This window comes from Rhodococcus cerastii, from assembly GCF_033042195.1.
Taxonomy (GTDB): Bacteria; Actinomycetota; Actinomycetes; order Mycobacteriales; family Mycobacteriaceae; genus Rhodococcoides.
The window spans coordinates 114,421-135,616 of sequence record NZ_JAWLKF010000011.1 but is presented as its reverse complement, the minus strand read 5'-3'; the positions used below and the strand labels follow the sequence as shown (position 1 = coordinate 135,616).

Genomic DNA, 21,196 nt, shown 5'->3' with positions numbered 1-21,196 from the left:
TCAGCTGCGTACCGCGTTCGAGATTCTGTCGAAGACCATCGCAACGGCACTCGGAACCGGCTCGATGACGTCCACGTCGGTGCGCAGTGCCAGCCGCCGGGCCGAATCGCTCAACGGACCGCCGCCGATGACGACCGCCGTCGCTCCGGCGGCGACTGCTGCATCGACCGCTGCTCCCAGTTCGACGACGCTCGATGCGAGGTCCTCGGCCAGGACCAACGGCGATGACGCGGTGAGGAACACACCCGCGAAATCGCCGTCGGGCACGGTGGCACGGGTCAGTGCATCGAGTTGGGCGGCGAGATCGGCTGTGGTGGTGGCGATCGCGAAGCGCCGACCACCTCGTGCAGCGTGCAGGATTCCTGCCTCGCCGATCCCGACGACCGGAATGTCGACGAGGGTTCGGAGTTCGGCGGCACCGGGATCACCGAACGCGCCGACGATCACCGCTGCCGGGCCATGGTGCTCGATCGCGTCGAGGGCCGCGGTTACGACATCCGGTCCGGCAGCACGCAACTGTTCGGTGCCGGTGATCATCGCCGGTCCGGTACCCGCGGTGACCCCGACGACGGTGAATTCTGTGTCGTGGACACAACGCCGCGCGACGTCGACGAGCAGCTGCGTCGTTGCAGTGTTCGAGTTGGGGTTGATCACGAGAATCTTCACTGCTCAGCCATCTTCCGGCATCGGTTGTCCGAAGGTCTCTTTCGGGAACTGCACGGCAATCCCGCACACGATGAACAGGCCGGCCAGCATCGCGAACATGGCACCCACGCCGGACGAGTCCAGTACGGCTCCGGCAATGAGCGGGAACAGTCCGCCGGAGAGGGAGCCCAGCGCCAGGATCACCGACGTCGCGAGGCCACGGATTCGTGTGGGGTACTGCTCGGGTGCAAACAGCCAGATCGTCGTGTTGAGGATGATGACCGAGAAGTTGAACAGGGCACCGAAGAACAGTACGAGGCCGATGGACGTTGCGAAGAAGCCGAATCCGAGCCCGGCGACGATACCGAGCACAGCGCCACCGGTCAGCGTCACCTTGCGGGGGAGTTTGCGAGCGATGAGTGCGGCGGTCAGCGCGCCGATCAACGACCCGGACTGCATCACGAGGGTGTACCAGAGCGCACTCGAGATCGACATTCCCCGCTCGGTCAGGATGACGGGGATCAGCGTGAGCATCGAGATCTGTGCTGCGTAGGACATGCAGACGGCAATGCCGAGGGCGAGAGTGCTTCTGCGGTAACGCTGCCCGAACATCTCCGTCCACCGTGCGCGCGGTGCGGCGTGATCATCGACCGTGGTGTCGACGTTCAAGTACTGAACCTCGGAGTCGAGGGTGCCGCGAAGCTTGCCCTGCGCCAGGCGGTTGATGACGGTGTTGGCCTCGGCCACCCGGCCCGTCGCTGCGAGGAAGCGAGGTGTTTCCGGAAGCGAGCGGCGATAGAACACGACCGCGAGTGCGGGCAGTACCAGCAGACCGAACAGCCAACGCCAGCGGTCGTCACCGGTGAAGATGGCGAAGACGATGACCCCGAACAGTGGGGCGAGCATGTTGCCCAGACCTGCGGCTGCGACGTTGATCATGCCGACCGCGGTACCGCGATGCTTGGCGGAGAAGAACTCGGAGAGCATGATCACCGCGACGGCGATCTCACCGCCGAGTCCGAGCCCGACCAGGAATCGAGCGCCCACCAGCACCTCGTAGTTGGGTGCGAATGCGCACAGTAGCGAGCCGAACGCGAAGACGAGAAGGTTTGCGCCGAGGAGGGTTCGACGACCGAAACGGTCCATCACCGCTCCGGCCAGGATGCGCCCGAGGGCGACGGCGGTGAACGTCGCGGTGTTCAGCAGTCCGATCTCGGTTCCGCCGAGGCCCCAGGATTCACGCAGGAGCGGTCCGGTGATGCCGACGGCATTCTGTTCGATGGCATCGAAGAACACACCGAACAGGACCATGGCGACGATGCCGAAGTGCGCTGTGGTGAGGCCGATCTTCGAGTACGACGCCTCGATCTGTTCACTGAGGCTGCCGGCCTCGGGCGGTGGGTCGATCGGTGACGGCTTCTCGTTCCTGGTCGGGACGCTCATCCCAGTGCCTCTCGCTAAGTGGTATACCAACAACGGAGAATTTACGGAGCATTGGGCCGCGAATGGTTTCTCGGCGGTAACGCTTGTGTTTCCAGGTCCTCTCACCTGGCTCTTGCTGTCTAGGTCTTTGTTGGGCAAAGCCTGCCGATGAAGCTGGCGGATGCGCGGTATACCTACAGTTCGCTGGTATACAAGCATCATGGCATCCACGGAAGGTCGCGAATCGCTGTCGCGATCGGTGTTCGACGCGATCAGAACACGCATCCTCGACGGCCGCCTCCGGCCTGGTGAAACGCTGAGCGAGCGCAATCTGGGAACCGAGCTGCAAGTGTCGAGGGTCCCGATTCGCGAGGCGCTTCCATTGCTCGAAGCAGCAGGGTTGGTGACGCTGTCGCCGCGACGCCCTGCCGTGGTGACAGGAGTGACCAGAAGTTCCGTCGACGAGTTGTACGACATCAGGTCCGCGCTCGAGCCGCTCGTTGCTCGACGGGCAGCGTCCGCTGTGGCGGCGGGCGCGGACTCGTCGTCGTTGGTCGACGCGGTGTCCCGTGCAGGTGCAGCGCTCGACCGGGGCGATCTGCTCGAATTCCATCACGCGAGCTCGGGAGTGCACTCGGGGATCGAGGCATTGTCCGCCAACCGGCTGTTCCCGGTCATCATGGAACCGTTGCGCGAGCGCAGCAATCGACTCAACATGGCCAATCTCGAACGGGATCCGTCGCTACGACACGGGGAGCATGTCTCCCTCGTCGACGCCATCGCCAAGGGGGACACGGAATTGGCTGCCGCTGTTGCGTTCGCGCACGTGGAATGGGGTCGAGCGCGAACGTTCGAGACTCTGGCGCAAGTTCCGGGCTACGACCCACAGCACTGAGCCGAGTCCGCCGTACTCACCGCGACGCGGGCAGTCATGCCGCGGTAGGTCCGATGGGCGGTGACTGGGCGATGACGGAGCGGTGCTCATCACCGTGATGCCCATGAACGTTTCTCGAAGCGGCCGGAGGGAACCGATCGGGGCACACTCGCGTCAAACCCGATGACGCCGATTCACCGGGCGTCGCTACGGTGCAACTCGGGGAGCGTCATGACAGTGAATGTGGATCCAGCGATCCTGCGGCAGTTCTCGAATGTGTTGTCGGCAACTGGCGGGGTGATCCGTGAGGTGGATGCTCTTGCTCCGTTCCGTGCGTCGGAGAATGCGTTGCAGGGTAGTGACTTTCACGCAGCATGTGCGGCGGCAGCAGCCGCGGCGGCCGGAGCTGTTGCAGCTCTGGCCGGGCGGGCCGAATGCGTCGCGGACATCGCCCGCGGCGTCGGGCAGAACTACGAGATCGCCGACGACGAACTCGCCCGCCGCCTCGCAGCGATGGACCAGCCGAAATGACCTCGACGGTCCCGCACGTCGCGGGTTGGGAACCGGAGTCGATGCGCAAGACGATGATCGAGTTGTCGGAGATCGTCGAGCGCGTCAACGGCCAGCGCACCGGAGTGCTCGAGGAGCAGGACGTACTGGCCGAGACGTGGACCGGCGAAGCAGCCGACGCCGCAGCCGAGCGTGTGGTGAGCGAATGCTCCCGGATGAGCTCGGTGTGCAGTGAAATCGATTCACTCGGTAGAGCATTCGAGACCGCAGCAGGACTGGTCGATGCTGCGAAGGACCACCTGCAGGCGCAGGTCTCGGCGGCGACGGCGAGCGGGTTCGCCGTTCGGGCCGACGGTGTAGTGGATCCAGACGGGATGATCGCATTGATACCGGACGTCCTGGGTGAAGAAAAGATACGGAAGGCCGACGAACTACGCTCTGCTGCAGCGCAGTTGACCGAGGACATTCAGGGAGCTCTGAGACAGGCAGACAGGGCCGCACTCGACGCTGCGCAGCAGTTGGCCGAGCCCACGAAGCTGTTGACCGGGCTTGCGCTCAGTAGTCCGGCCGGGAAGTTCGTCGAAAACCCGGACGGGTCCTTCTCGTGGATGCCGGATTGGCCGACGACCGTTGCAGCCACCGTCATCGGTGGTATGACCGACGTGACGAGGAGGGCTCTCCAACTTCCGGGTGTCGGTTCCGTCGACGATGTTGCCAAGAACATCGGTCGGGGGTTGGGGGCGTTCGGCGCGGTGGCAGGAACGGTGCCCTCGATTGGCCACGATATCGATGAGGGGGTGAGCCCCGCTGAGGCGATTGCGGTCAATACGGCGAGTACCGCCGCCGGCCTCGCAGCTGCGAGCTACGTGACCGGTGCTCTGGTGGGAGTCGGTAGTGCCGCGGGTTCGGTGTTTCCCGGGCCGGGCACGGTTGCCGGTGCTGCCGCAGGCGTTGCGTTGGGTGCCCTGGTCGGGGGCTCCGTCAGCCACGGCGTCTCGAAGGTCTTCGAATGGACACTGCGATGACCGATCGTGAGGACACAGGCGCGAACATGCCTGCGACAGCGAATCCGGGACCTGTGTGGGTGCGGAGGTGGCGCAGTGTTCACCTCGGCTGGCTCGCAGCGGTTTTCGGCATCTGTACGGCAGTGGTGGGACTGCTGGTTGCTGCCGTCCCTGTGATTGCCAGGACGGGCGCAGGCGGCCTCCTGGCACTGTTGTGGCTCGCGTTCTTCGTGCTCCTTCCCTTGGGGATGGCGGTGCCGATGTCCGGCATCGGAGCTGCGCGATTGTCACGTTTCGTGCGGCGGGTCGACGTTGCAGGCGTCGGCGCAGGTTTGTCGGTGCCCGGGCGCGGGGACTTCGTGGCCAGGGCAGGTCTACTCGCCTTCGCGTCGGTGGTGGGCCTGTCCTACTTCGTATTCAGAGACGACGGACCGGACCCTCGCCAAGAGAGGGCAGAGTTGCTGACGGCGATAGGCGCGCCGGCATGCCTGGCGTGGTTCGTGGTCGGGTTCGTCGTCGTCAACCGCACCTGGATCTCTCTGCACCCCGAAGGTATTGTCCAACAGATCTATCGACGTCGTGGGTGGAAGGTGTCGAACGACGTGATGGTCGTGCCCTGGAGCGACATTGCGGATCTGCGCCTGGAGGAGCATCCGAATCCAGCAGTACCGCACCGAGGTGACCTGCCGGTGATCAGAGTCTCGCGCCGATCGAGCGAGACCGACGAGCCGGAGCTGGTCATCATGGCGTGTGAGAAGAAGGTCGAACCGAATTCGCTGCTCGCGCTGCTTCTGTGGTGCCGCGACAATCCCTGGGCCCGTGCGCAACTGGGCCACGACGATGCGCGGGAGTTGCTGCGCCCGCCCAGGCTGCGCGAGCGTATCCGCGCCGACCGTGCCGCAACGACTGTCGGTGGAAGGAACACTGTCCAGTGACGGTTCGACAAAGGACGGTATACACCTATCTCCAGCAGCAGGGTGTCGAACTGGCACCGGTGCATCGCGACGAATGCGACAGGTTCGGGCTCGAGCTCCCGGTGCTACCGGACTGGGAGGCTGTTTCAGAGCTTCACTTCCCACACGCCACCGCGGTGCTGTGCTCGCCGGCGAACGCAGTCGACGGATTCGTACCGAATGCGGTGGTTCTGGTCGGGAAGCTCGCACGGTCGGTCGACCCGGATGCCCTACTGGAGTGCGGCTTCGGAGACGCGTGGGCACTGCCCGGCTGGGTCGAGATCAGTCACGACCGAGGTTCGTTCTGCGGTCTACCGTCCGTCTCGATCGCGGGTCGCTACGACTGCGCCGGTCGGTTGCTCTTCGCCCGGACCCGGTACTTCGTCGTCCACCACATCGTCGACCAGTACCTGGTTCAGGTGACGGTCACCGTGCCGGATTCGCTACGACAGAGATTGTCCTGTGCTGCAGACGAGTTCGTCGACGAGCTGCGTATCGGTCGACGCTAGCGAATCGGTAGTGCGCGCAACAGCGCCGCAACGTCCTCCGTATCGCCGAGGGAGTCGACGATGTCCTCGATGACCGCGGTATCGGATTCGCCGACCAAGCGGGCGATCTTGGCGCGCACCGCGCCGTAATCCATCGGAAAATGGTCGATGTCGCCCAGCGGATTCGGGGCAGTCGCCGAGAGTGTGGTGCCGTCCCGAAATTCGATCGTCACTTCGGCGGCTCGGCGCTCTGGTAGCAGCGCGTCGAGCTCGCTCGACGATGCGACGTCGACTCGGGCGCTGAACGCTTCGGCCGCCGAGAATGTCGCACCTCGGGGATCCAGAGAATCCACGTCTATCGCGTCGGACACGAACGCTGCGGCCACCACGAACGGCAGCGAGAACATCGCGCCCAACCTGTTCGACGGATGTCGGCGGAACAGGGGTTCCGCCAACGAATGTGTCAGCACCCGAACATGTTCGATGTCGGCGGCGGACCATTCGGCGTCAGCGCGCAGGCTCTGCACAGCGTCCACGGCGGCGTGCGTGTACGAGCAGCTGGCGTGCTGTTTCGTATAGCCCTCCAGCGTGAGCCATCGCTCGCCGAGATCCTCGGTCAGTCGGGACGTGTCCAGTGTCCCGACCAGAGCGCCCAGGGTGTGCTCGATGGTCCCCGAGTTGTGCACTGCCCCCGATCGAGCAAGCCTGGCCGCGGTCACGCCGGCCCGTGCGGCACCGCCGATCCACAGGTTTCGCGAGAAATTGCCGTCGAGAACCACAGCCCAGGGCGCTACCTGAATCAACGCAGACGACGAGTCGATCGCCGCGGCAACCTCGTTCGCATCGGCACCACGAATCGACGCGGCTGCTGTGGCCGCGCCCGTGGCACCCCAGTGCCCATGGGTGTGCCACGCACTGTGCCGGGTCAGAGCCCAGCCGAATCGAGCGGCAACCTCGTATCCCGCCACGACGGCGGTCAAGAAGGCCCGGCCCGAGATCGGCGTCGATGCCAGCCTGGTCGCGGCGATCGCTGCAGGAAGCACATGCGCAGCAGGATGTCCGGCGGCGTACTTGTTGCCCTCGTCGAGCTCGAGGCAGCACGATGCGATGGCGTCGAGCTCGGCCGCAGTCTCGATGGTGGTGCCGGTGCTTCCGCCTATCGGGTACGTCGATCCTGGTTCCGAGTCCCACTTCTTCCGTAGTTCGACCATCTCGCCGGTGCGGGCACCGGCAAGGGTGACGCCCAGCAGGTCCAACAGAATCAACCGCGCTCGATCGCCGAGCGGTGCGGGGAGGGGTGACATCCGTAGGTCGACCATCGCGGTGGCCAAGGCGTCGACCGCGCGCGTGTGTTCCGTTGAGCGAAACGCCGTTGAACCGTCCATGACTGGACTGTAGAAGGCTCAGAAAGAAAGAGTCAATGATCGAGACGTGCAACCTGCCGACTGCTAGGCTCGGCCTACCGCCGGCGCGAGTCCATACCGCTCAGAACCGTTCCGGCTAGCGAAACGAAACAACGCTGGTGTGAGGTTCGCACGCAGCGTCGAACGAGGAGACGAAGCAATGTCCGATCAACTTCTTCGTGCAGTCCAGGGGGGCGTGCGCGCGGTCGATCTCGGTAGACAGTTGAGGGTCGGGATGCCGCAGTCGCCCAATCATCCTCAGTTCTGGCACACCCTGCCGCGCAGACACGGCGACGTGACTCGAGCAGACGGCGGCAGCGCCGCGAACGACATGATCACCACCGGAACGCACGTGGGCACTCACATCGACGCTCTCGCTCACGTCAGCCACGACGGAAAGCTGCACGGCGGTGCCGATGCCGGGCAGTCGTGCCTGGGCGGCAAGTATGTCGAACACGGCGTCCACACCATCGAACCCATGATCCGCCGCGGCGTGCTGCTCGACATCCCGAGGCTCCTCGGTGTCGGTCGCTGCGAGGGCGGGTACGAGATCACTGTCGATGATCTGCAATCGGCATGTGCTGCAGAGAAAATCGAGATCGAACGCGGCGATGTCGTGCTGATTCGCAGCGGATGGGGGCAGTTGTTCGCCGAGGGATCGCCGTACGTCGGCGGCCCGTCCGGAGTTCCCGGAGTCGGAGAAGCAGGCGCGCAATGGCTGGCGGACAAGGGTGTACACGCTGCAGGCGCAGACACCATCGCGTTCGAGCGGCTCGCCCCGGGCGGTGGTCACGCGCTGCTCCCCGCGCACCGAGTTCTGTTGGTGGAGAGCGGTATCTACATCATCGAAGCACTCGACCTCGAAGAGCTCTCCCAGCAGGAACTGTTCGAGTTCACGTTCGTTCTCGTTCCCCTGAACATCTTCGGCGCAACGGGTTCGCCGGTACGGCCGCTGGCGGTGACGTCCGCATGAGCGAACGTACGCTCGCGCAGCACCTGGCGCGTTTCGCCGCGACCACCCACTATCAGGATCTACCCGACGCCGTCGTCAACTCGGTCGGGATGCGGGTGCTCGATACGCTCGGGATCGCGGTTGCGGCCACCGACCTCGAGACGAGCAAGGCTGCGACCGCATGGGCCCGCGAACAAGGCGGGGCAGCAACGGCATCCGCGGTCGGCCTCGACATCGCTCTCCCTCCGGCCCTCGCCGCTTTCGTCAACGGAGTGCTCGCACACTCGCTGGATTTCGACGACACGCATCTTCCATCGATCCTGCATCCGAGCGCCAGTGTCGTGCCCGCGGCTCTCGCGGCTGCTCAGGAGCACGGTACCGACGGTCGAGAACTCGTCCGCGGCATCGCGATCGGGCTGGAAGTGTGTGTGCGCATCGGTATGGCGGGGTTCGACCCGGAGACCAAGAACTCGGTGTTCTTCGAGCACGGACAGCACGCGACGTCCATCTGCGGTGCGATGGGTAGCGCTGTGGCTGCCGCTGTCATCGGTGGTGCGTCGGAGGAGCAGATCGTCGACACGATGGGCATTGCCGCGTCGATGGCGTCGGGCATCATCGAGGCCAATCGCACCGGGGGCACCGTCAAGCGCATGCACTGCGGTTGGGCTGCGCATTCCGCGCTCTCGGCCGCAGGCCTTGCGCGTCATGGGATCACCGGGCCACCGACGGTCCTCGAAGGACGGTTCGGCTTCTTCCAGGCCTGGCTGCACGAACCTGGCCGAGCCAACGAGATTCTGGACGGACTCGGCTCCGAGTGGGCCGTTCCCGGAATCTTCTTCAAGCCGTACCCCGCCAATCACTTCACCCATGCGGCAATAGACGCAGGAGCAGCGCTGCGGGCGAGAGGAATCCGGCCGGAGCAGATCGAGAAGCTCGAGCTGGGAGTGCCCGCGGCGAACCTGCGGACCATCGGTGAACCCATCGACGTCAAACGCACGCCCGAGACCGGGTACATGGCGCAGTTCAGCGGACCGTACGCAGTGGTGGTCGGCTTGCTCGGCGGGGGAGGACTCGGTGCTGCGCTCGAGGACTACACCGACGAGTTGGCGAAGTCAGCAGATCGGCGAGCTCTGATGGCCAAGGTCGACGTCGTTCCGAACCCGAAGTGCGACGCCATCTTCCCGCACCAATTCCCGGCGGTGCTGACCGCAACTCTGACCGACGGAACAGTAGTGGTCGAAGAGGTGCTCACCACTCGTGGCGGACCCGAACGGCCGCTGACCTTCGGTGAGGTCTCGACCAAGTTCACCAGCAACGCGGGGCCGTTCCTCTCCGACGTCGAGCTGAAGGAACTGGCCGGCCGATGCGATCGTCTCGGGGACCTGACCGATATCGGGACACTGCTCGCACCGTTGACCGACCTGAAATCGACCACGCAACAATAGAACAGTTGTCCCACCGGCTCGGGCACCGTCACTCGTGTGGCGGTGCCCGAGCTGCAGTTCGGTCGGTTCAGGCCCGGGCGAGGATTTCCCGTGCGCCCCGCACCACTGCCTCGTCGACGAATCTGCCGTTGTCGTCGACGGTCGGTCCTCCCTGAGACACCTCGTACAGCTCCACCAGTCGACGTGCTGTGGTGATGTCGTCCGAGGTCGGGGTGAGCGCGGCATTGATGATCGGAACCTGACTGGGGTGCAATGCCGTCCGGCCCCGGAAACCCATCTGCACGAAACGGGCCGTGGTGCCGACGAACCCGTCCAGATCGCGAAAATCGGTCGACGTCGGGGCAATCGGTGCTGCCAATCCCGCAGCAGCACAATCGATCACGACGTTCAGCCTGAGTGCGTCGATCATCGCTTCCGTCGATTCCGAACGGGTGATGCGCAGGTCCGCGAGGAGGTCGACTTCACCGATCCCGAATGTTCGCACTCTGTTGCATCGAGCCATCTCCGGCAGAGCGCGCAAGGAGTGAGCCGTCTCGATCAGCCCGATCAGCTCGACCCCGGGCAGGTTGTGCTCGGTGAGCAATCGGTCTGCGCGCGTGAGTGACTCGACCGAACACTTCGCCACCATGATGCCGGTGACACCGCCTCCGGCGACGGCCTCGAGGTCCTGCGTCATGAATTCGGGGGTGATGCGAATCCAGATCTGGGTATCGGTCGACGCCGTCGAGGCCAACCACCCCGCGAGGTCGGCACGCGCTCGGCCTTTGTCCGCCAACGGAACCGCGTCCTCGAGGTCGATGATCACCGCGTCTGCGGCACCGCGCACGGCCTTGTCGAACAACTCGGGCTTGTTTGCCGGTACGTAGAGGAACGACCGGGCGGAGGTAGGGGTCATCGAGCTGCACGCGCTTCCAGGATGGTGGTGATCGACTGGGCCGCCGCGACGACCTGACCAGCATGAACGATGTGTTCGTCGTCCGCGGACGAGGAGTAGCGGAAAGCGGGGCCCGAGGAGCTGACCGATCCGAGTACGTGCCCTGCGGCGTCGAAGAACGGCGCGGCGATCGACGCTGCACCGGTGTTTCGCTCGTTCGTCGAGGTTGCGTATCCGTTGGTACGGATCTCTGCGAGGCGGGCGCGGAAGCGGGTCTCGTCGGCGTCGGGGGAACTGCTGCGGAGTTCCTGGAAGGCCTCGTCCGCGAATCGATCGGGGAGGAACGCCAGGATCGCTCGGCTCGAGGCTCCCGAGTGCAACGCGTACTGAGGGCCGATCTCGACCACCATCTTCACCTCCTGGGGGCTCTCGTACTGATCGAGATAGACACGACGGTGCCCCACGAGCACCGACAGCGTTGCGGTCTCGCGTGTGTTCGCGCGAAGCGCGCGCAGCACGGGAGCCGCAATCGACCGGACGTCGAGCTGGCTCCACGCCTTGGTGCCGAGTCCGATCGCCGCCGGGCCGAGGGAATACGTCGACTCGCCCGCAACCGGCTGCACGATCGACCGCGATGCCAGCGACTGCAGAATGCGGTGCACCACAGCCTTGCTCAGGTCGAGAGTGCGAGCGATCTCGGACACGCCCAGTGCCCGATCGGATTGCGCGAAGGCGATGAGCACATCGGCGACACGATCGGCGGACTCTGTTCCCGTCGACGTCTCCAGTGCAGGCCTGCTGACCATAAGTGTCACCTTTCGGATGTGCGTGCGTTCCGCTGAGCGAACCATACCCGTAACAAGAAATTGACGGAAGAGCCTGTTCTGAGGCCGTGATGCGTGCCATACTCGATTTCAGCGAGATCAATCATCAATCTGATGGTGCGCTCAGCGGAACGATAGGTTCCGCCCAGTGGTTCGACTCGGCGCCGATGGGCGCGGAAGGCAGACTCAACAATGAAGAAGCTCGTAGGCGTGCTGACAGCCGTTGCAGTCGTGGGTGCGGCAGCATGTGGCTCCTCCACCGGCTCGGACGACTCCGGCCCCATCAAGATCGGATCGGTTCATCCCACCACCGGAGCTCTGGCGGGAGTGGGCGGGCTGATGAACGACGGTGCTGCCCTCGCCGTGGCCGATATCAATGCAGCAGGCGGCATTTCGTCCATGGACGGTCGGCAGTTGGAGTTGGTGTCGGGCGACAGTCAGGGCAAAGCAGAGGTCGGACAGAGTGAGGCGCAGCGGCTGATCGACGACGGCGCGGTGTCGCTCATCGGCACGTACCAGAGCGACGTCACACAGAACGTCGCCTCGGTTGCCGAGCGATCTCGGGTTCCGCTCGTGATCGATGTGGCGGTGGACGACAAGATCCTCGACCAGGGTTACCAGTACTCCTTCCGCATGCAGCCGAATGCGTCCAGCATGGGAACCGACGGTGCCAAGGCGCTCGCCGCGATCGAGGAGCAGACCGGTCAGCCGATCGACCGCGTCTCCTACCTGCACATCGAGGGATCCTTCGGCGACAGCGTCTTCAACGCATTCGAGGCCGAGGCCGCGAACCAGGGAATCTCGTCGGTGCAGGAAATCACCTATCCGGCAACGAATTTCTCCGACGCCACCACGCAGGTGCGTGAGGCTGCAGTGTCCAACCCCGACGTCATCGTCGCCACCGGCTACTACCCGGACGGGCTGCTGATCGCACGTGCGGTCGAGCAGCTGAACCTGAACGTCAAGGGCGTCTACGGAATTGCCAACGGCGCGTTCGACGACAGCTCGTTCCCCAGTGACGCAGGTGCCGCAGGCGAGGGCGTGTTGAGCGCCAACTACCACTTCGACGCCACCAGCGACCGCGTCACCGACATCCGCTCGCGGTTCGAGGCCGAGTACGGACGCCCGATGGAGACCGCAGCAATGCTGTCCTACCAGGCAGTCGAGGTCATCGCGGCCGGACTGAACGACGGTGCGTCGAGTGATCCCGAGGATCTGCGCGACGCCATCTCCGGCGTCTCGATCGAGGATCCGCTTCTCGCGTTCAACGGACCGATCGAGTTCGACGAGACCGGCCAGAACAAGAACGCCACCGTCATCGTCATGCAGGTTCGCGACGGAGCAGTCGCTCAGGTCTTCCCCGAGGAGTTCGCAACGGACGCAATCCAGTTCCCCGCGGGAGCCGGCCAGTGACGGCCGCTACCTCGACCGCAGAGAAAGCGGGGAACAAAGGTCTCGCGGGGCTCAACCCCGGTATCCCGGTCGCAGCAGCGATCGTCGTCATCATGGCGGTGATCTACCTCGTCGGTGGAAAAGACCAGGGCCTGGTCACACAGTCGGTCGTCTCCGGACTCCTTCTCGGCGGTGTGTACGCACTGATCTCCGTCGGACTGACGCTTATCTTCGGTGTTCTCGGCATCGTCAACTTCGCCCAGGGTGCGATGCTGACGATGGCGATGTACATCGTCTACGCGCTGTCCACCGCCGGGTTGCCGGTCTACGTTGCAACACTGGTCGCCGTTCCGGTGATGTTCTTGTTCGGCATGGTCGTTCAAGCAACTTTGTTGACGAAACTGACCATCAGCGGCAGTCACGACGGCCCGCTCCTGGTCACCCTCGGCCTGTCGCTGCTGATCATCAACGTGCTGCTGATGATCTTCGGAGGGCGACCGCAATCGGTGCAGGCTCCGATCGACGGTTCCCTCGACGTGCTCGGTGCCGTCGCGTCGTGGCCGCGAGTGATCGCGTTCATCGGGGCCGCGTTGGTCGCCGTCGCGCTCACCGCGGTACTGAAGCGGACGCCGCTCGGATTGTCCATCCGCGCAGTCGCATCCAACTCCGAGGGAGCCAAGCTCGTCGGCGTCGACATCGGTCGGGTCTACGCGCTCACCTTCGGTATCGGCGCAGCCTGTGTCGCGGTTGCCGGCGGGTTGATGACACCGTTCACCAGCCTGACGCCGTCGGTCGGAGAACAATTCACCATCCTGGCGTTCGTCATCGTGGTTCTCGGCGGACTCGGAAGTGTCGTCGGAGCCATGGTCGGCGGGCTCGTCATCGGCCTCGTGCAGACCGTCGGCGCGCTGTACCTCCCCGGAACAGGTTCGCTGATCCTGGTATTCGCGGTGTTCGTTCTCGTTCTGTTTCTCAAGCCCGAAGGATTGTACGGAGCGCGCCGATGACTACGACAAGAAGCGCACCCACACCGGTGCAGCACGATCCGCGGTTGAAGGACACGTGGCTACGCCGCCAATTGATCACGCTGGTCATCGGATTCGTCGTCGTGGCGGCATTGCCGCTGCTCCTCGGCGAGCAGGCCCAGACGGTTGCCGTGCGCACGCTCATCTTCGCCGTGATGGCCGTGGCGTGGAACATCATGAGCGGGTTCGGCGGCATGTTCAGTTTCGGCCACGCCGCGTTCTTCGGAATCGGTGCGTACTCCGGTGCGTATCTTCTGGTCGAGCACGGAATCTCCCCGTGGATCTCGATGGTGGTCGCGGCAGTCCTCTCGGCCACGGTGGGCACACTCATCGCCTACCTGTGCCTGCGCTACCGACTCGCCGGGTCGTACTTCGCACTGGCGACATTCGCCTTCGCGCAGATGTTTCTGCTGCTGGTGCAGAACCTCGAGGTGTTCAACAAGACCGAGGGCTTCAATGTGCCCATCCTGCCGCGTGATTCGTGGTGGATGCTGCAGTTCGAGAAGGGCAGCCCCAATTACGTCTGGATTCCGCTGGTCATTCTGACGCTCGCGGTTCTCGGCACCATCTTCTACACCCGTTCCCGCGCAGGGCAGTTCGTCCAGGCCACCCGCGACGACGAAACCGCTGCAGCCTCGCTCGGTATCGACACGATGAAGTATCGGTTGATCGCCGTGGCGGCGAGTTGTGCGCTGACCGCCGTAGCCGGGGTCTACTACACGCAGTACTACTTCTTCGTCGGTCCCGAGCAGGCCTTCGGTTCGGCGGTTTCCGTCGAAGCGATCGTGCCGGCCGTCATCGGCGGCATCGGAACGATCTGGGGCCCGGTCATCGGTGCCGCCGTGATCGGGCCGCTGTCGGAGTTGATCAACGAACTGCTCAGAAACCCGCCCGCCTTCCTCGAATTCCTGCAGGGAACAATCGGATTGGACGTCGCCGCGTACTCGGTGATTCTGATCGCGATCGTGATCTTCCTGCCCAAGGGAATCTTCGGCACGATCCGTGAGAGGTGGAACCGATGAGCTTGTTGACCATCGAGAACCTGAGCAAATCCTTCTCGGGAATCCACGCGGTACGCGAGGTCAGCCTCGACGTGCCCGAGCACGAATTTCTCGGCATCATCGGCCCCAACGGGGCAGGCAAGACGACCCTGTTCTCCCTGCTGTCGGGTGAGCAGCCCCCGACAGCAGGCCGAGTGATCTTCGACGGTACGGACATCACCGGATGGCCGGCGAGCAAGATCGCGCGCGCCGGGCTGGTACGTACGTTCCAGCTCATGCGCCCCTTCGAGTCGATGTCGGTGCTCGAGAACGTCACCATCGCCGCACTGTCGAAGCGCAAGTCACGCAAAGACGCCCGGCAGCATGCCCTCGACGTCCTCGACCGCGTGCAACTGTCCGACCAGGTCGGCGGCAAGGTCTCGACCATGTCGACGGCAGGCCTGAAGAGACTCGAACTCGCTCGCGCCCTGGCCATGGAGCCACGCGTCGTGCTCCTCGACGAGGTTCTCGCCGGGCTCGTCCCGGCCGAGCGAGCACCGATGATCGAACTGCTGCGCACGGTGCATCAGCAGGGTCAGACGGTGCTGTTCGTCGAACACATCATGGCTGCGGTGATGGCCCTGTCCGAACGTCTGGTGGTCATGCACGAGGGGGCGGTGCTCACCTCGGGCGACCCACGCACGGTGGTTGCCGACGACCGCGTCGTCGAGGCATACCTCGGTGAGGAGAAGACAGCATGATGCTCGAAATCGACAACCTGCACGCCGGATACCGTCGTCTCGAGATCCTGCACGGGGTGAACCTCTCGGTCGATCGGCACGAGATCGTCTCCCTGATCGGCGCGAACGGCGCGGGGAAAACGACCACGCTGCGTGCGCTCTCCGGCATGGTGTCCACGTCCGGTGGCAGAATCATGCTGGACGGCAACGCCATTCACGGGATGCGGGCGGACCGGATCGTGCGAGCGGGGCTGGTGCACGTCGCCCAGGATCGGGCGTTGTTCGGCAGCCTCACCGTGGCCGACAACCTCGAGATGGGCGCGTACACCCAGAAGCGCAGCGGCGTGAAGGAATCCCTCGACCAGGTCTACGCCCTGTTCCCCATTCTCGCCGAACGACGAGAGCAGCGGGCCGACACCATGTCCGGCGGTCAACAGCAGATGCTCGCCATCGGCCGCGCCATGATGTCCAAGCCGCGAGTACTGACACTCGACGAACCGTCCGTCGGGCTCGCTCCCAAGCTGGCAGCTCAGGTGCTCGAGGCGATCGTGCGTATCCGTGACTCGGGTGTGACCGTACTGATCGTCGAACAGAACGCCGCGCAGGCACTCGCGATCTCCGATCGGGCCTACGTCATCGAGAGCGGGTCCATCGTGCTGACCGGCACCGGGCCCGAACTGGCACACGACGAGCGGGTCAAAGCTGCCTACCTCGGTATTTAGGAGTTCACCTCACATGCATCTCTTGGCTTTCACCCCGATCGACGTCGACGCGGCAGAACTGCAGCGCCGGCAGGATCGGTACGACCACCTTTCGCCCGCGGGGATCACCGTCGAGCTCCGTAACGTCGGGCCCGACGCGCCGAGCGCACTGGATACCGAACTCGACGTCAGACGGTCGGAACAGGTGCTGTCACGGGCCTTTCGTTCCGTGCCGGACACGCACGCCGACGGGTTCCTGCCCGACTGCGTGCTCGACCCCTGCGCCGAGGAAGCGGATTCGTTCGCTCGGCCGCTCTACGGCCTCACCCGGCTGACGGCCTCGTTCTATGCCTCCCAGGGGCACCGGATCGGTGCCCTGGCGAGAAACGACGCGATCGCTGCGGAACTGGACCGCCGACTCGGGTTCTACGGGATCGTCGCCGAGGCCACCGGAGTACTCGGGCTCGGTGTGCACGACATCGCAGACACCGGCACCTGGGGGAGAGCGGTCTCCGAACACGCGGGCAAGCTCCGCTGCACCATCGCCATCAACGCCTGCTCTGCCGTCGATCTCGTCGATCCACCGACGTCACCGCAGGTGGTGGACCCGACCGGCACGGCGTTGCGGCTGCTGGGTCTGCGTTCCGAGCTGCAGGTCTCCGCGTGAGCGAGGACGGACCCGACCTGGTGGTGGCCGGCGCGGGCGGTGGCCTCGTCGCTGCTCTGCGTGCAGCCGAGCTGGGGCTCGACGTGCTGGTCGTCGAGGCCAGTGCGCACTTCAAGCGGGGCAACAACACGGCGATGTCCACGGCCATGATCCCCGGTGCCGGCTCACGGTGGCAGCGAGCGGCCGGAATCGACGATTCGCCGCAACAGTTCCTGGACGACGTCCTGCGCAAAACGAAGGGCACTGCCGATCTGCGGCTGGCGTCCACCCTCGCCGATGTCAGTGCGCCGTTGGTGGAATGGCTCGCAGATCACGTGCAGCTGCCCCTCACGCTCGTCACCGATTTCGCATACCCCGGCCATTCGCAGTTTCGTTGTCACACGGTCGAAGGCCGTCACGGCAGTGGGATGCTCGAGCATCTTGCGCGAGCGGTCGCCGCCGAGCCGCGCATCGACATGCTGATGCCCGCCCGGCTGACCGATGTGTCCGTCGATTCCGACGGGGCCGTCGACGGCGTGACGATCACGATGCCCGACGGCAGCGTCGACCGAGTTCCGACGCGCGCAGTCCTGTTGGCCACCAACGGCTACGGTGCCAACGCCGAGTTGGTGGCAGAGCACGTACCGGAGATATCCGCGGCGCGCTATCACGGAAGTGAGCACTCCAACGGTGACGCGCTGACCATCGGGCGCCGTCTCGGTGCCGATTCGGCGTATCTGGATGCGTACCAGGGACACGCGGCACTCTCGAAGCAGGCGACGACTCTCGTCGGATGGGCGACGGTGATGCACGGCGGCGTCGTGCTCGACGCATCCGGGCACCGGTTCGGTGACGAGACGACCGGGTACTCCGAGTACGCAGCCATTCTGGCCGCCAGGCCGGGCTCGGAGGGCTGGGTCGTCATCGACCGCGAGATCTACGACAAGTGCCTGTCGTTCAAGGACTTCCAGCAGACCGTCGACTCGGGTGCCGCGGTGTGGGCCGACGACACGGACGGCCTTGCTGCCGCAACGGGGCTTCCACCTGCGGCAGTGGCGGAGGAGCTGGCCGCTGTGCAAAAGTATTCACGGGGAGAGGCGTCGGATCCGTTCGGCCGCACCTCTTTCGAGCATTCGCTCACCGGACCGTACGCAGCCATCAAGATCGTGCCCGCGTTGTTCCACACCCAGGGCGGGCTCGTCGTCGACGAGAACGCACGTGTTCTCCGCACCGACGGTTCCGCCATCACCGGTCTGTTCGCTTCGGGCGGTGCCGCAATGGGCATCTCCGGCCACGGTGCTGCCGGGTATCTCGCGGGGAACGGACTGCTCCCGGCGCTCGGACTCGCATACCTCGCGGCAAGTTCGCTTCGAACAACCCAACTCTTGTGAAAAAATTCGAAAGGACCACCATGTCAACGCTGTTGATCACCAATGCGCGCGTAGTTCGACCAGGATCCGACGCCCCCGACGAGGGCGAATTTCTGGACCTGCTGATCGAAGACGGCAAGTTCACTCGCATCGAAGCGAATATCGATGCCTTGGCAGCGGATACCGTCATCGACGCGGCCGGCAAGGTCGCGTTCCCGGGTGTCGTCGACGCACACCAGCACTGGGGTATCTACAACTCCCTCGGTGACGACGCCGAGACCGAGTCGCGGGCGTGTGTCCAGGGCGGCGTCACCACGTCGCTGTCCTACATGCGGACCGGGCAGTACTACATGAACACCGGTGGTTCCTACGCGGATGTGTTCCCCAAGGTTCTCGCGGCCACCGAGGGACGCCCCTACGTCGACTATGCGTACCACCTCGCGCCGATGTCGAAGGAACACATCGACGAAATCCCCGCGCTCATCGCAGATCACGGCGTCACGTCGTTCAAGATCTTCATGTTCTACGGCAGCCACGGGCTGCACGGCCGGTCCACCGATCAGAGCGAATTCCTCATGACACCCGAGGGCGAGCGCTACGACCTGGCGCACTTCGAGTTCGTCATGCGCGGCATCCAGGCTGCCCGAGAGCAGATGGGCGACAAGGCCGATCACATCTCGCTGTCGCTGCACTGCGAGACCGCGGAGATCATGAGCGCGTACACCAAGATCGTCGAGGAGGACGGCACTCTCGAGGGCCTCGCGGCATACAGTGCGTCGCGGCCACCGCACTCCGAGGGCCTCGCCGTCACCATCGCGTCGTTCCTCGCCGACGAGACGCAGCTGCCCAACATCAACCTGCTGCACCTGTCCTCGCGCAAGGCATTGACCGCGGCGATGCGGATGGCAAAGGCGTTCCCGCACGTCAACTTCCGCCGCGAGGTCACCATCGGGCACCTGCTGGCCGACATCGACACCGCCTACGGACTCGGCGGCAAGGTCAACCCGCCGCTGCGCCCGCGCGACGACGTCGAAGCGCTGTGGGAGCACCTGCTCGCGGGTGACATCGACTGGGTCGTCAGTGATCACGCCTGCTGCAAGGACGAGAAGAAGTTCGCCGAGGACCGAGGCGACATCTTCGCCGCGAAGTCCGGCTTCGGTGGTGCGGAATACCTGCTGCCCGGTCTCGTCAGCGAAGGACGCAAGCGCGGCCTGAGCTGGCGTCGTATCGCCGAGCTCACGTCACTGAACCCGGCCCGTCGCTACGGGCTGCCGGGCAAGGGTGACATCGCCGTCGGCATGGACGCAGACATCGCCCTCATCGACCCCGATCACACCTGGACCGTGCGCCCGGAGGATTCCGAGTCGGCTCAGGAGTACACGCCGTTCGAGGGATTCGAGCTCGGTGCCAAGGTGACCGACACGTTCGTCCGTGGTCAGCGGGTACTCGCCGACGGCACCGTCGCCGGTGCCCCCGCAGGCCGCTACCTGCACCGTCCGTACCTGTGACGGGCCCACTGGAGGGCATCAAGGTTCTCGACATCTCGACGATCCTCGCCGGCCCCCTCGTCGCGCAGATCCTGGGCGACTTCGGGGCAGAGGTCATCAAGATCGAGCACCCCACCAAGCCGGACGGCATGCGCGGACACGGTCTGGACAAGGACGGTCACCCACTGTGGTGGACGATGATCGGACGGAACAAGCGGACGATGACCCTCGACCTCGGAAGCGCGCAGGGCGGTGCGCTCTTTCGCCGCCTCGCCGCGGAGGCCGACGTGGTGGTCGAGAACTTCCGGCCCGGGACCCTCGAACGCTGGGGGCTGGGATACGACGTGCTCTCCGAGCTCAACCCGGGTCTGATCCTGTTGCGTGTCACCGGTTTCGGTCAGACCGGACCGTACGCCACCAGGCCCGCCTTCGGCACGCTCGTCGAATCGATGAGCGGGTTCGCGCACCTGACCGGTGAAGCCGACGGGCCGCCGACACTTCCGGCGTTCGGATTGGCCGATTCCCTCGCCGGGATCGCCGGTTCGTCGGCGGTGTCGATGGCTCTGCTGCACCGAACCAACAACGGCGGCATCGGCCAGCAGATCGATCTGGATCTGTTGAGCCCGATCATGGCCGCGGTCGGACCGGGCGTCATCTACGCAGACCAGCTGGGGATCGATCAGGAGCGAACCGGGAACCGGTCCAGCAACAATGCGCCCCGCAACCTGTACAAGACCGCAGACGGGCATTGGTTGGCCATCTCCACGAGCGCCAATTCGATAGCCGAACGCGTGCTCGTGCTGGTGGGTCACCCCGAAGTGCTCGACGAACCGTGGTTCGCCACCGGGCGTCAGCGCGCCGCCCACGCGGACCTGTTGGACGAGTACGTCGGCGGCTGGATCGGCGAACGGACGAAGGACGTGGTGATCGACGAGTTCGAGAAGGCAGGGGCCGCAGTCGCTCCCGTCTACAAGCCGAGCGATCTGTTGTCCGATCCACAGGTCAACGCCATCGAGATGGTGACGACCGTCGAGGACGACGACCTCGGTCCCGTCCGGATGCAGAACGTCATGTGGCGGATGGGTGGCAGCCCCGGCCGCATCAGGTACACCGGCCGCAAGCACGGGGCCGACACCGACGAGGTGCTCACCGAAATAGGCTGTAGCGCCGACGAAATCGAGACAATGCGGCGCGACAGCGTCGTGTAGAGCACGGCCAGTGCCCGGCAACGGCCCCCTTCGGCAGCACTGCCGAGGGGCACCGTTGCCGATGGACCCGCCATCGGGCCGGTCCTCGGTTCATACTGAAATCTGTTGCACGACGACGGAAGGCCGCCGTGGCCGGCTGACGCGTTACCCCATCGTCGCTGGGTGCACGCCGGAATCTGTCTCACCACATCGGAAGGCGGCTGTGGCCGGCTGGCGCGTTACCCCATCGTCGCTGGGTGCACGCCGGAATCTG

General features: G+C 64.9%; 21 protein-coding genes. 16 read left to right on the top strand and 5 right to left on the bottom strand.

The genetic code is table 11. The annotated features are described in order from the left end of the window. Positions 1-666, bottom strand: coding sequence for an aspartate/glutamate racemase family protein (locus R3P93_RS18570; RefSeq protein ID WP_317533738.1), 666 nt, complete (start codon positions 664-666; stop codon positions 1-3). A 3-nt stretch (positions 667-669) separates the two neighbouring features. After that, positions 670-2,088, bottom strand: coding sequence for an MFS transporter (locus R3P93_RS18565; RefSeq protein ID WP_094639858.1), 1,419 nt, complete (start codon positions 2,086-2,088; stop codon positions 670-672). Positions 2,089-2,287: 199 nt separating this feature from the next. Between R3P93_RS18565 and R3P93_RS18560 the strand changes: the two genes are divergently transcribed. The 5 genes from R3P93_RS18560 (at position 2,288) to R3P93_RS18540 (ending at position 5,917) form a co-directional block, all read left to right on the top strand. Further along, positions 2,288-2,962 carry a GntR family transcriptional regulator gene (locus tag R3P93_RS18560; RefSeq protein ID WP_094639859.1) on the top strand — a complete coding sequence of 225 codons (675 nt, stop codon included), beginning with the start codon at positions 2,288-2,290 and terminating at the stop codon, positions 2,960-2,962. Positions 2,963-3,172: 210 nt separating this feature from the next. Next, complete coding sequence (locus tag R3P93_RS18555) at positions 3,173-3,472, top strand: type VII secretion target (protein WP_317533737.1); 300 nt, start codon at positions 3,173-3,175, stop codon at positions 3,470-3,472. Further along, positions 3,469-4,476 carry a WXG100 family type VII secretion target gene (locus tag R3P93_RS18550; protein ID WP_317533736.1) on the top strand — a complete coding sequence of 336 codons (1,008 nt, stop codon included), beginning with the start codon at positions 3,469-3,471 and terminating at the stop codon, positions 4,474-4,476. Before R3P93_RS18555 ends, R3P93_RS18550 begins: the two co-directional genes overlap by 4 nt. Next, positions 4,473-5,390: a hypothetical protein gene (locus R3P93_RS18545; protein ID WP_317533735.1), complete on the top strand. Its 918-nt coding sequence runs from the start codon at positions 4,473-4,475 to the stop codon at positions 5,388-5,390. Before R3P93_RS18550 ends, R3P93_RS18545 begins: the two co-directional genes overlap by 4 nt. Further along, complete coding sequence (locus tag R3P93_RS18540; RefSeq protein ID WP_317533734.1) at positions 5,387-5,917, top strand: LpqN/LpqT family lipoprotein; 531 nt, start codon at positions 5,387-5,389, stop codon at positions 5,915-5,917. Before R3P93_RS18545 ends, R3P93_RS18540 begins: the two co-directional genes overlap by 4 nt. Here the strand turns inward: R3P93_RS18540 and R3P93_RS18535 are convergent. Continuing rightward, positions 5,914-7,281: an MmgE/PrpD family protein gene (locus R3P93_RS18535; RefSeq protein ID WP_317533733.1), complete on the bottom strand. Its 1,368-nt coding sequence runs from the start codon at positions 7,279-7,281 to the stop codon at positions 5,914-5,916. The genes R3P93_RS18540 and R3P93_RS18535 overlap by 4 nt on opposite strands. Positions 7,282-7,459: 178 nt before the next feature. Between R3P93_RS18535 and R3P93_RS18530 the strand changes: the two genes are divergently transcribed. Continuing rightward, a complete protein-coding gene (locus R3P93_RS18530) occupies positions 7,460-8,272 on the top strand; it encodes a cyclase family protein (RefSeq protein ID WP_068051189.1) in 813 nt (270 codons plus the stop codon). After that, complete coding sequence (locus R3P93_RS18525; RefSeq protein WP_317533732.1) at positions 8,269-9,696, top strand: MmgE/PrpD family protein; 1,428 nt, start codon at positions 8,269-8,271, stop codon at positions 9,694-9,696. Before R3P93_RS18530 ends, R3P93_RS18525 begins: the two co-directional genes overlap by 4 nt. Before the next feature lie 67 nt (positions 9,697-9,763). Here R3P93_RS18525 and R3P93_RS18520 read toward each other — a convergent pair whose 3' ends face one another. Both R3P93_RS18520 and R3P93_RS18515 read right to left on the bottom strand, forming a co-directional pair. Next, positions 9,764-10,591 carry an HpcH/HpaI aldolase/citrate lyase family protein gene (locus R3P93_RS18520; protein WP_317533731.1) on the bottom strand — a complete coding sequence of 276 codons (828 nt, stop codon included), beginning with the start codon at positions 10,589-10,591 and terminating at the stop codon, positions 9,764-9,766. Then, positions 10,588-11,376 (bottom strand): IclR family transcriptional regulator, encoded by a 789-nt coding sequence (locus R3P93_RS18515; protein ID WP_068051171.1) that lies wholly within the window; start codon positions 11,374-11,376, stop codon positions 10,588-10,590. Before R3P93_RS18515 ends, R3P93_RS18520 begins: the two co-directional genes overlap by 4 nt. A 210-nt stretch (positions 11,377-11,586) precedes the next feature. Here R3P93_RS18515 and R3P93_RS18510 point away from each other — a divergent pair, with 210 nt between their 5' ends. From R3P93_RS18510 to R3P93_RS18470, 9 genes are read left to right on the top strand one after another with little or no spacing between them, the layout of a single operon-like run. Continuing rightward, positions 11,587-12,807 carry an ABC transporter substrate-binding protein gene (locus R3P93_RS18510; protein WP_068051173.1) on the top strand — a complete coding sequence of 407 codons (1,221 nt, stop codon included), beginning with the start codon at positions 11,587-11,589 and terminating at the stop codon, positions 12,805-12,807. Then, positions 12,804-13,793 carry a branched-chain amino acid ABC transporter permease gene (locus tag R3P93_RS18505; protein ID WP_094670731.1) on the top strand — a complete coding sequence of 330 codons (990 nt, stop codon included), beginning with the start codon at positions 12,804-12,806 and terminating at the stop codon, positions 13,791-13,793. Before R3P93_RS18510 ends, R3P93_RS18505 begins: the two co-directional genes overlap by 4 nt. Next, positions 13,790-14,833 carry a branched-chain amino acid ABC transporter permease gene (locus R3P93_RS18500; protein ID WP_068047081.1) on the top strand — a complete coding sequence of 348 codons (1,044 nt, stop codon included), beginning with the start codon at positions 13,790-13,792 and terminating at the stop codon, positions 14,831-14,833. The genes R3P93_RS18505 and R3P93_RS18500 overlap by 4 nt, the downstream gene beginning before the upstream one ends. Next, on the top strand, positions 14,830-15,552 hold the full coding sequence (locus R3P93_RS18495; RefSeq protein WP_317533730.1) for an ABC transporter ATP-binding protein: 723 nt from the start codon (positions 14,830-14,832) through the stop codon (positions 15,550-15,552). Before R3P93_RS18500 ends, R3P93_RS18495 begins: the two co-directional genes overlap by 4 nt. After that, positions 15,549-16,253 carry an ABC transporter ATP-binding protein gene (locus tag R3P93_RS18490; RefSeq protein ID WP_068047080.1) on the top strand — a complete coding sequence of 235 codons (705 nt, stop codon included), beginning with the start codon at positions 15,549-15,551 and terminating at the stop codon, positions 16,251-16,253. The genes R3P93_RS18495 and R3P93_RS18490 overlap by 4 nt, the downstream gene beginning before the upstream one ends. A gap of 13 nt (positions 16,254-16,266) precedes the next feature. Next, entirely contained in the window at positions 16,267-16,899 is a 633-nt protein-coding gene (locus R3P93_RS18485; RefSeq protein WP_317533729.1) for a hydantoin racemase, read from the top strand. Further along, the gene (locus R3P93_RS18480; protein WP_317533728.1) at positions 16,896-18,269 is read left to right on the top strand and encodes an FAD-dependent oxidoreductase; all 1,374 of its coding nucleotides are present in this window, start codon (positions 16,896-16,898) and stop codon (positions 18,267-18,269) included. Before R3P93_RS18485 ends, R3P93_RS18480 begins: the two co-directional genes overlap by 4 nt. Before the next feature lie 20 nt (positions 18,270-18,289). Then, positions 18,290-19,756 (top strand): dihydroorotase, encoded by a 1,467-nt coding sequence (locus R3P93_RS18475; RefSeq protein ID WP_317533727.1) that lies wholly within the window; start codon positions 18,290-18,292, stop codon positions 19,754-19,756. Continuing rightward, positions 19,753-20,943 carry a CaiB/BaiF CoA transferase family protein gene (locus tag R3P93_RS18470; RefSeq protein WP_317533726.1) on the top strand — a complete coding sequence of 397 codons (1,191 nt, stop codon included), beginning with the start codon at positions 19,753-19,755 and terminating at the stop codon, positions 20,941-20,943. Before R3P93_RS18475 ends, R3P93_RS18470 begins: the two co-directional genes overlap by 4 nt. Positions 20,944-21,196 lie beyond the last annotated feature (253 nt).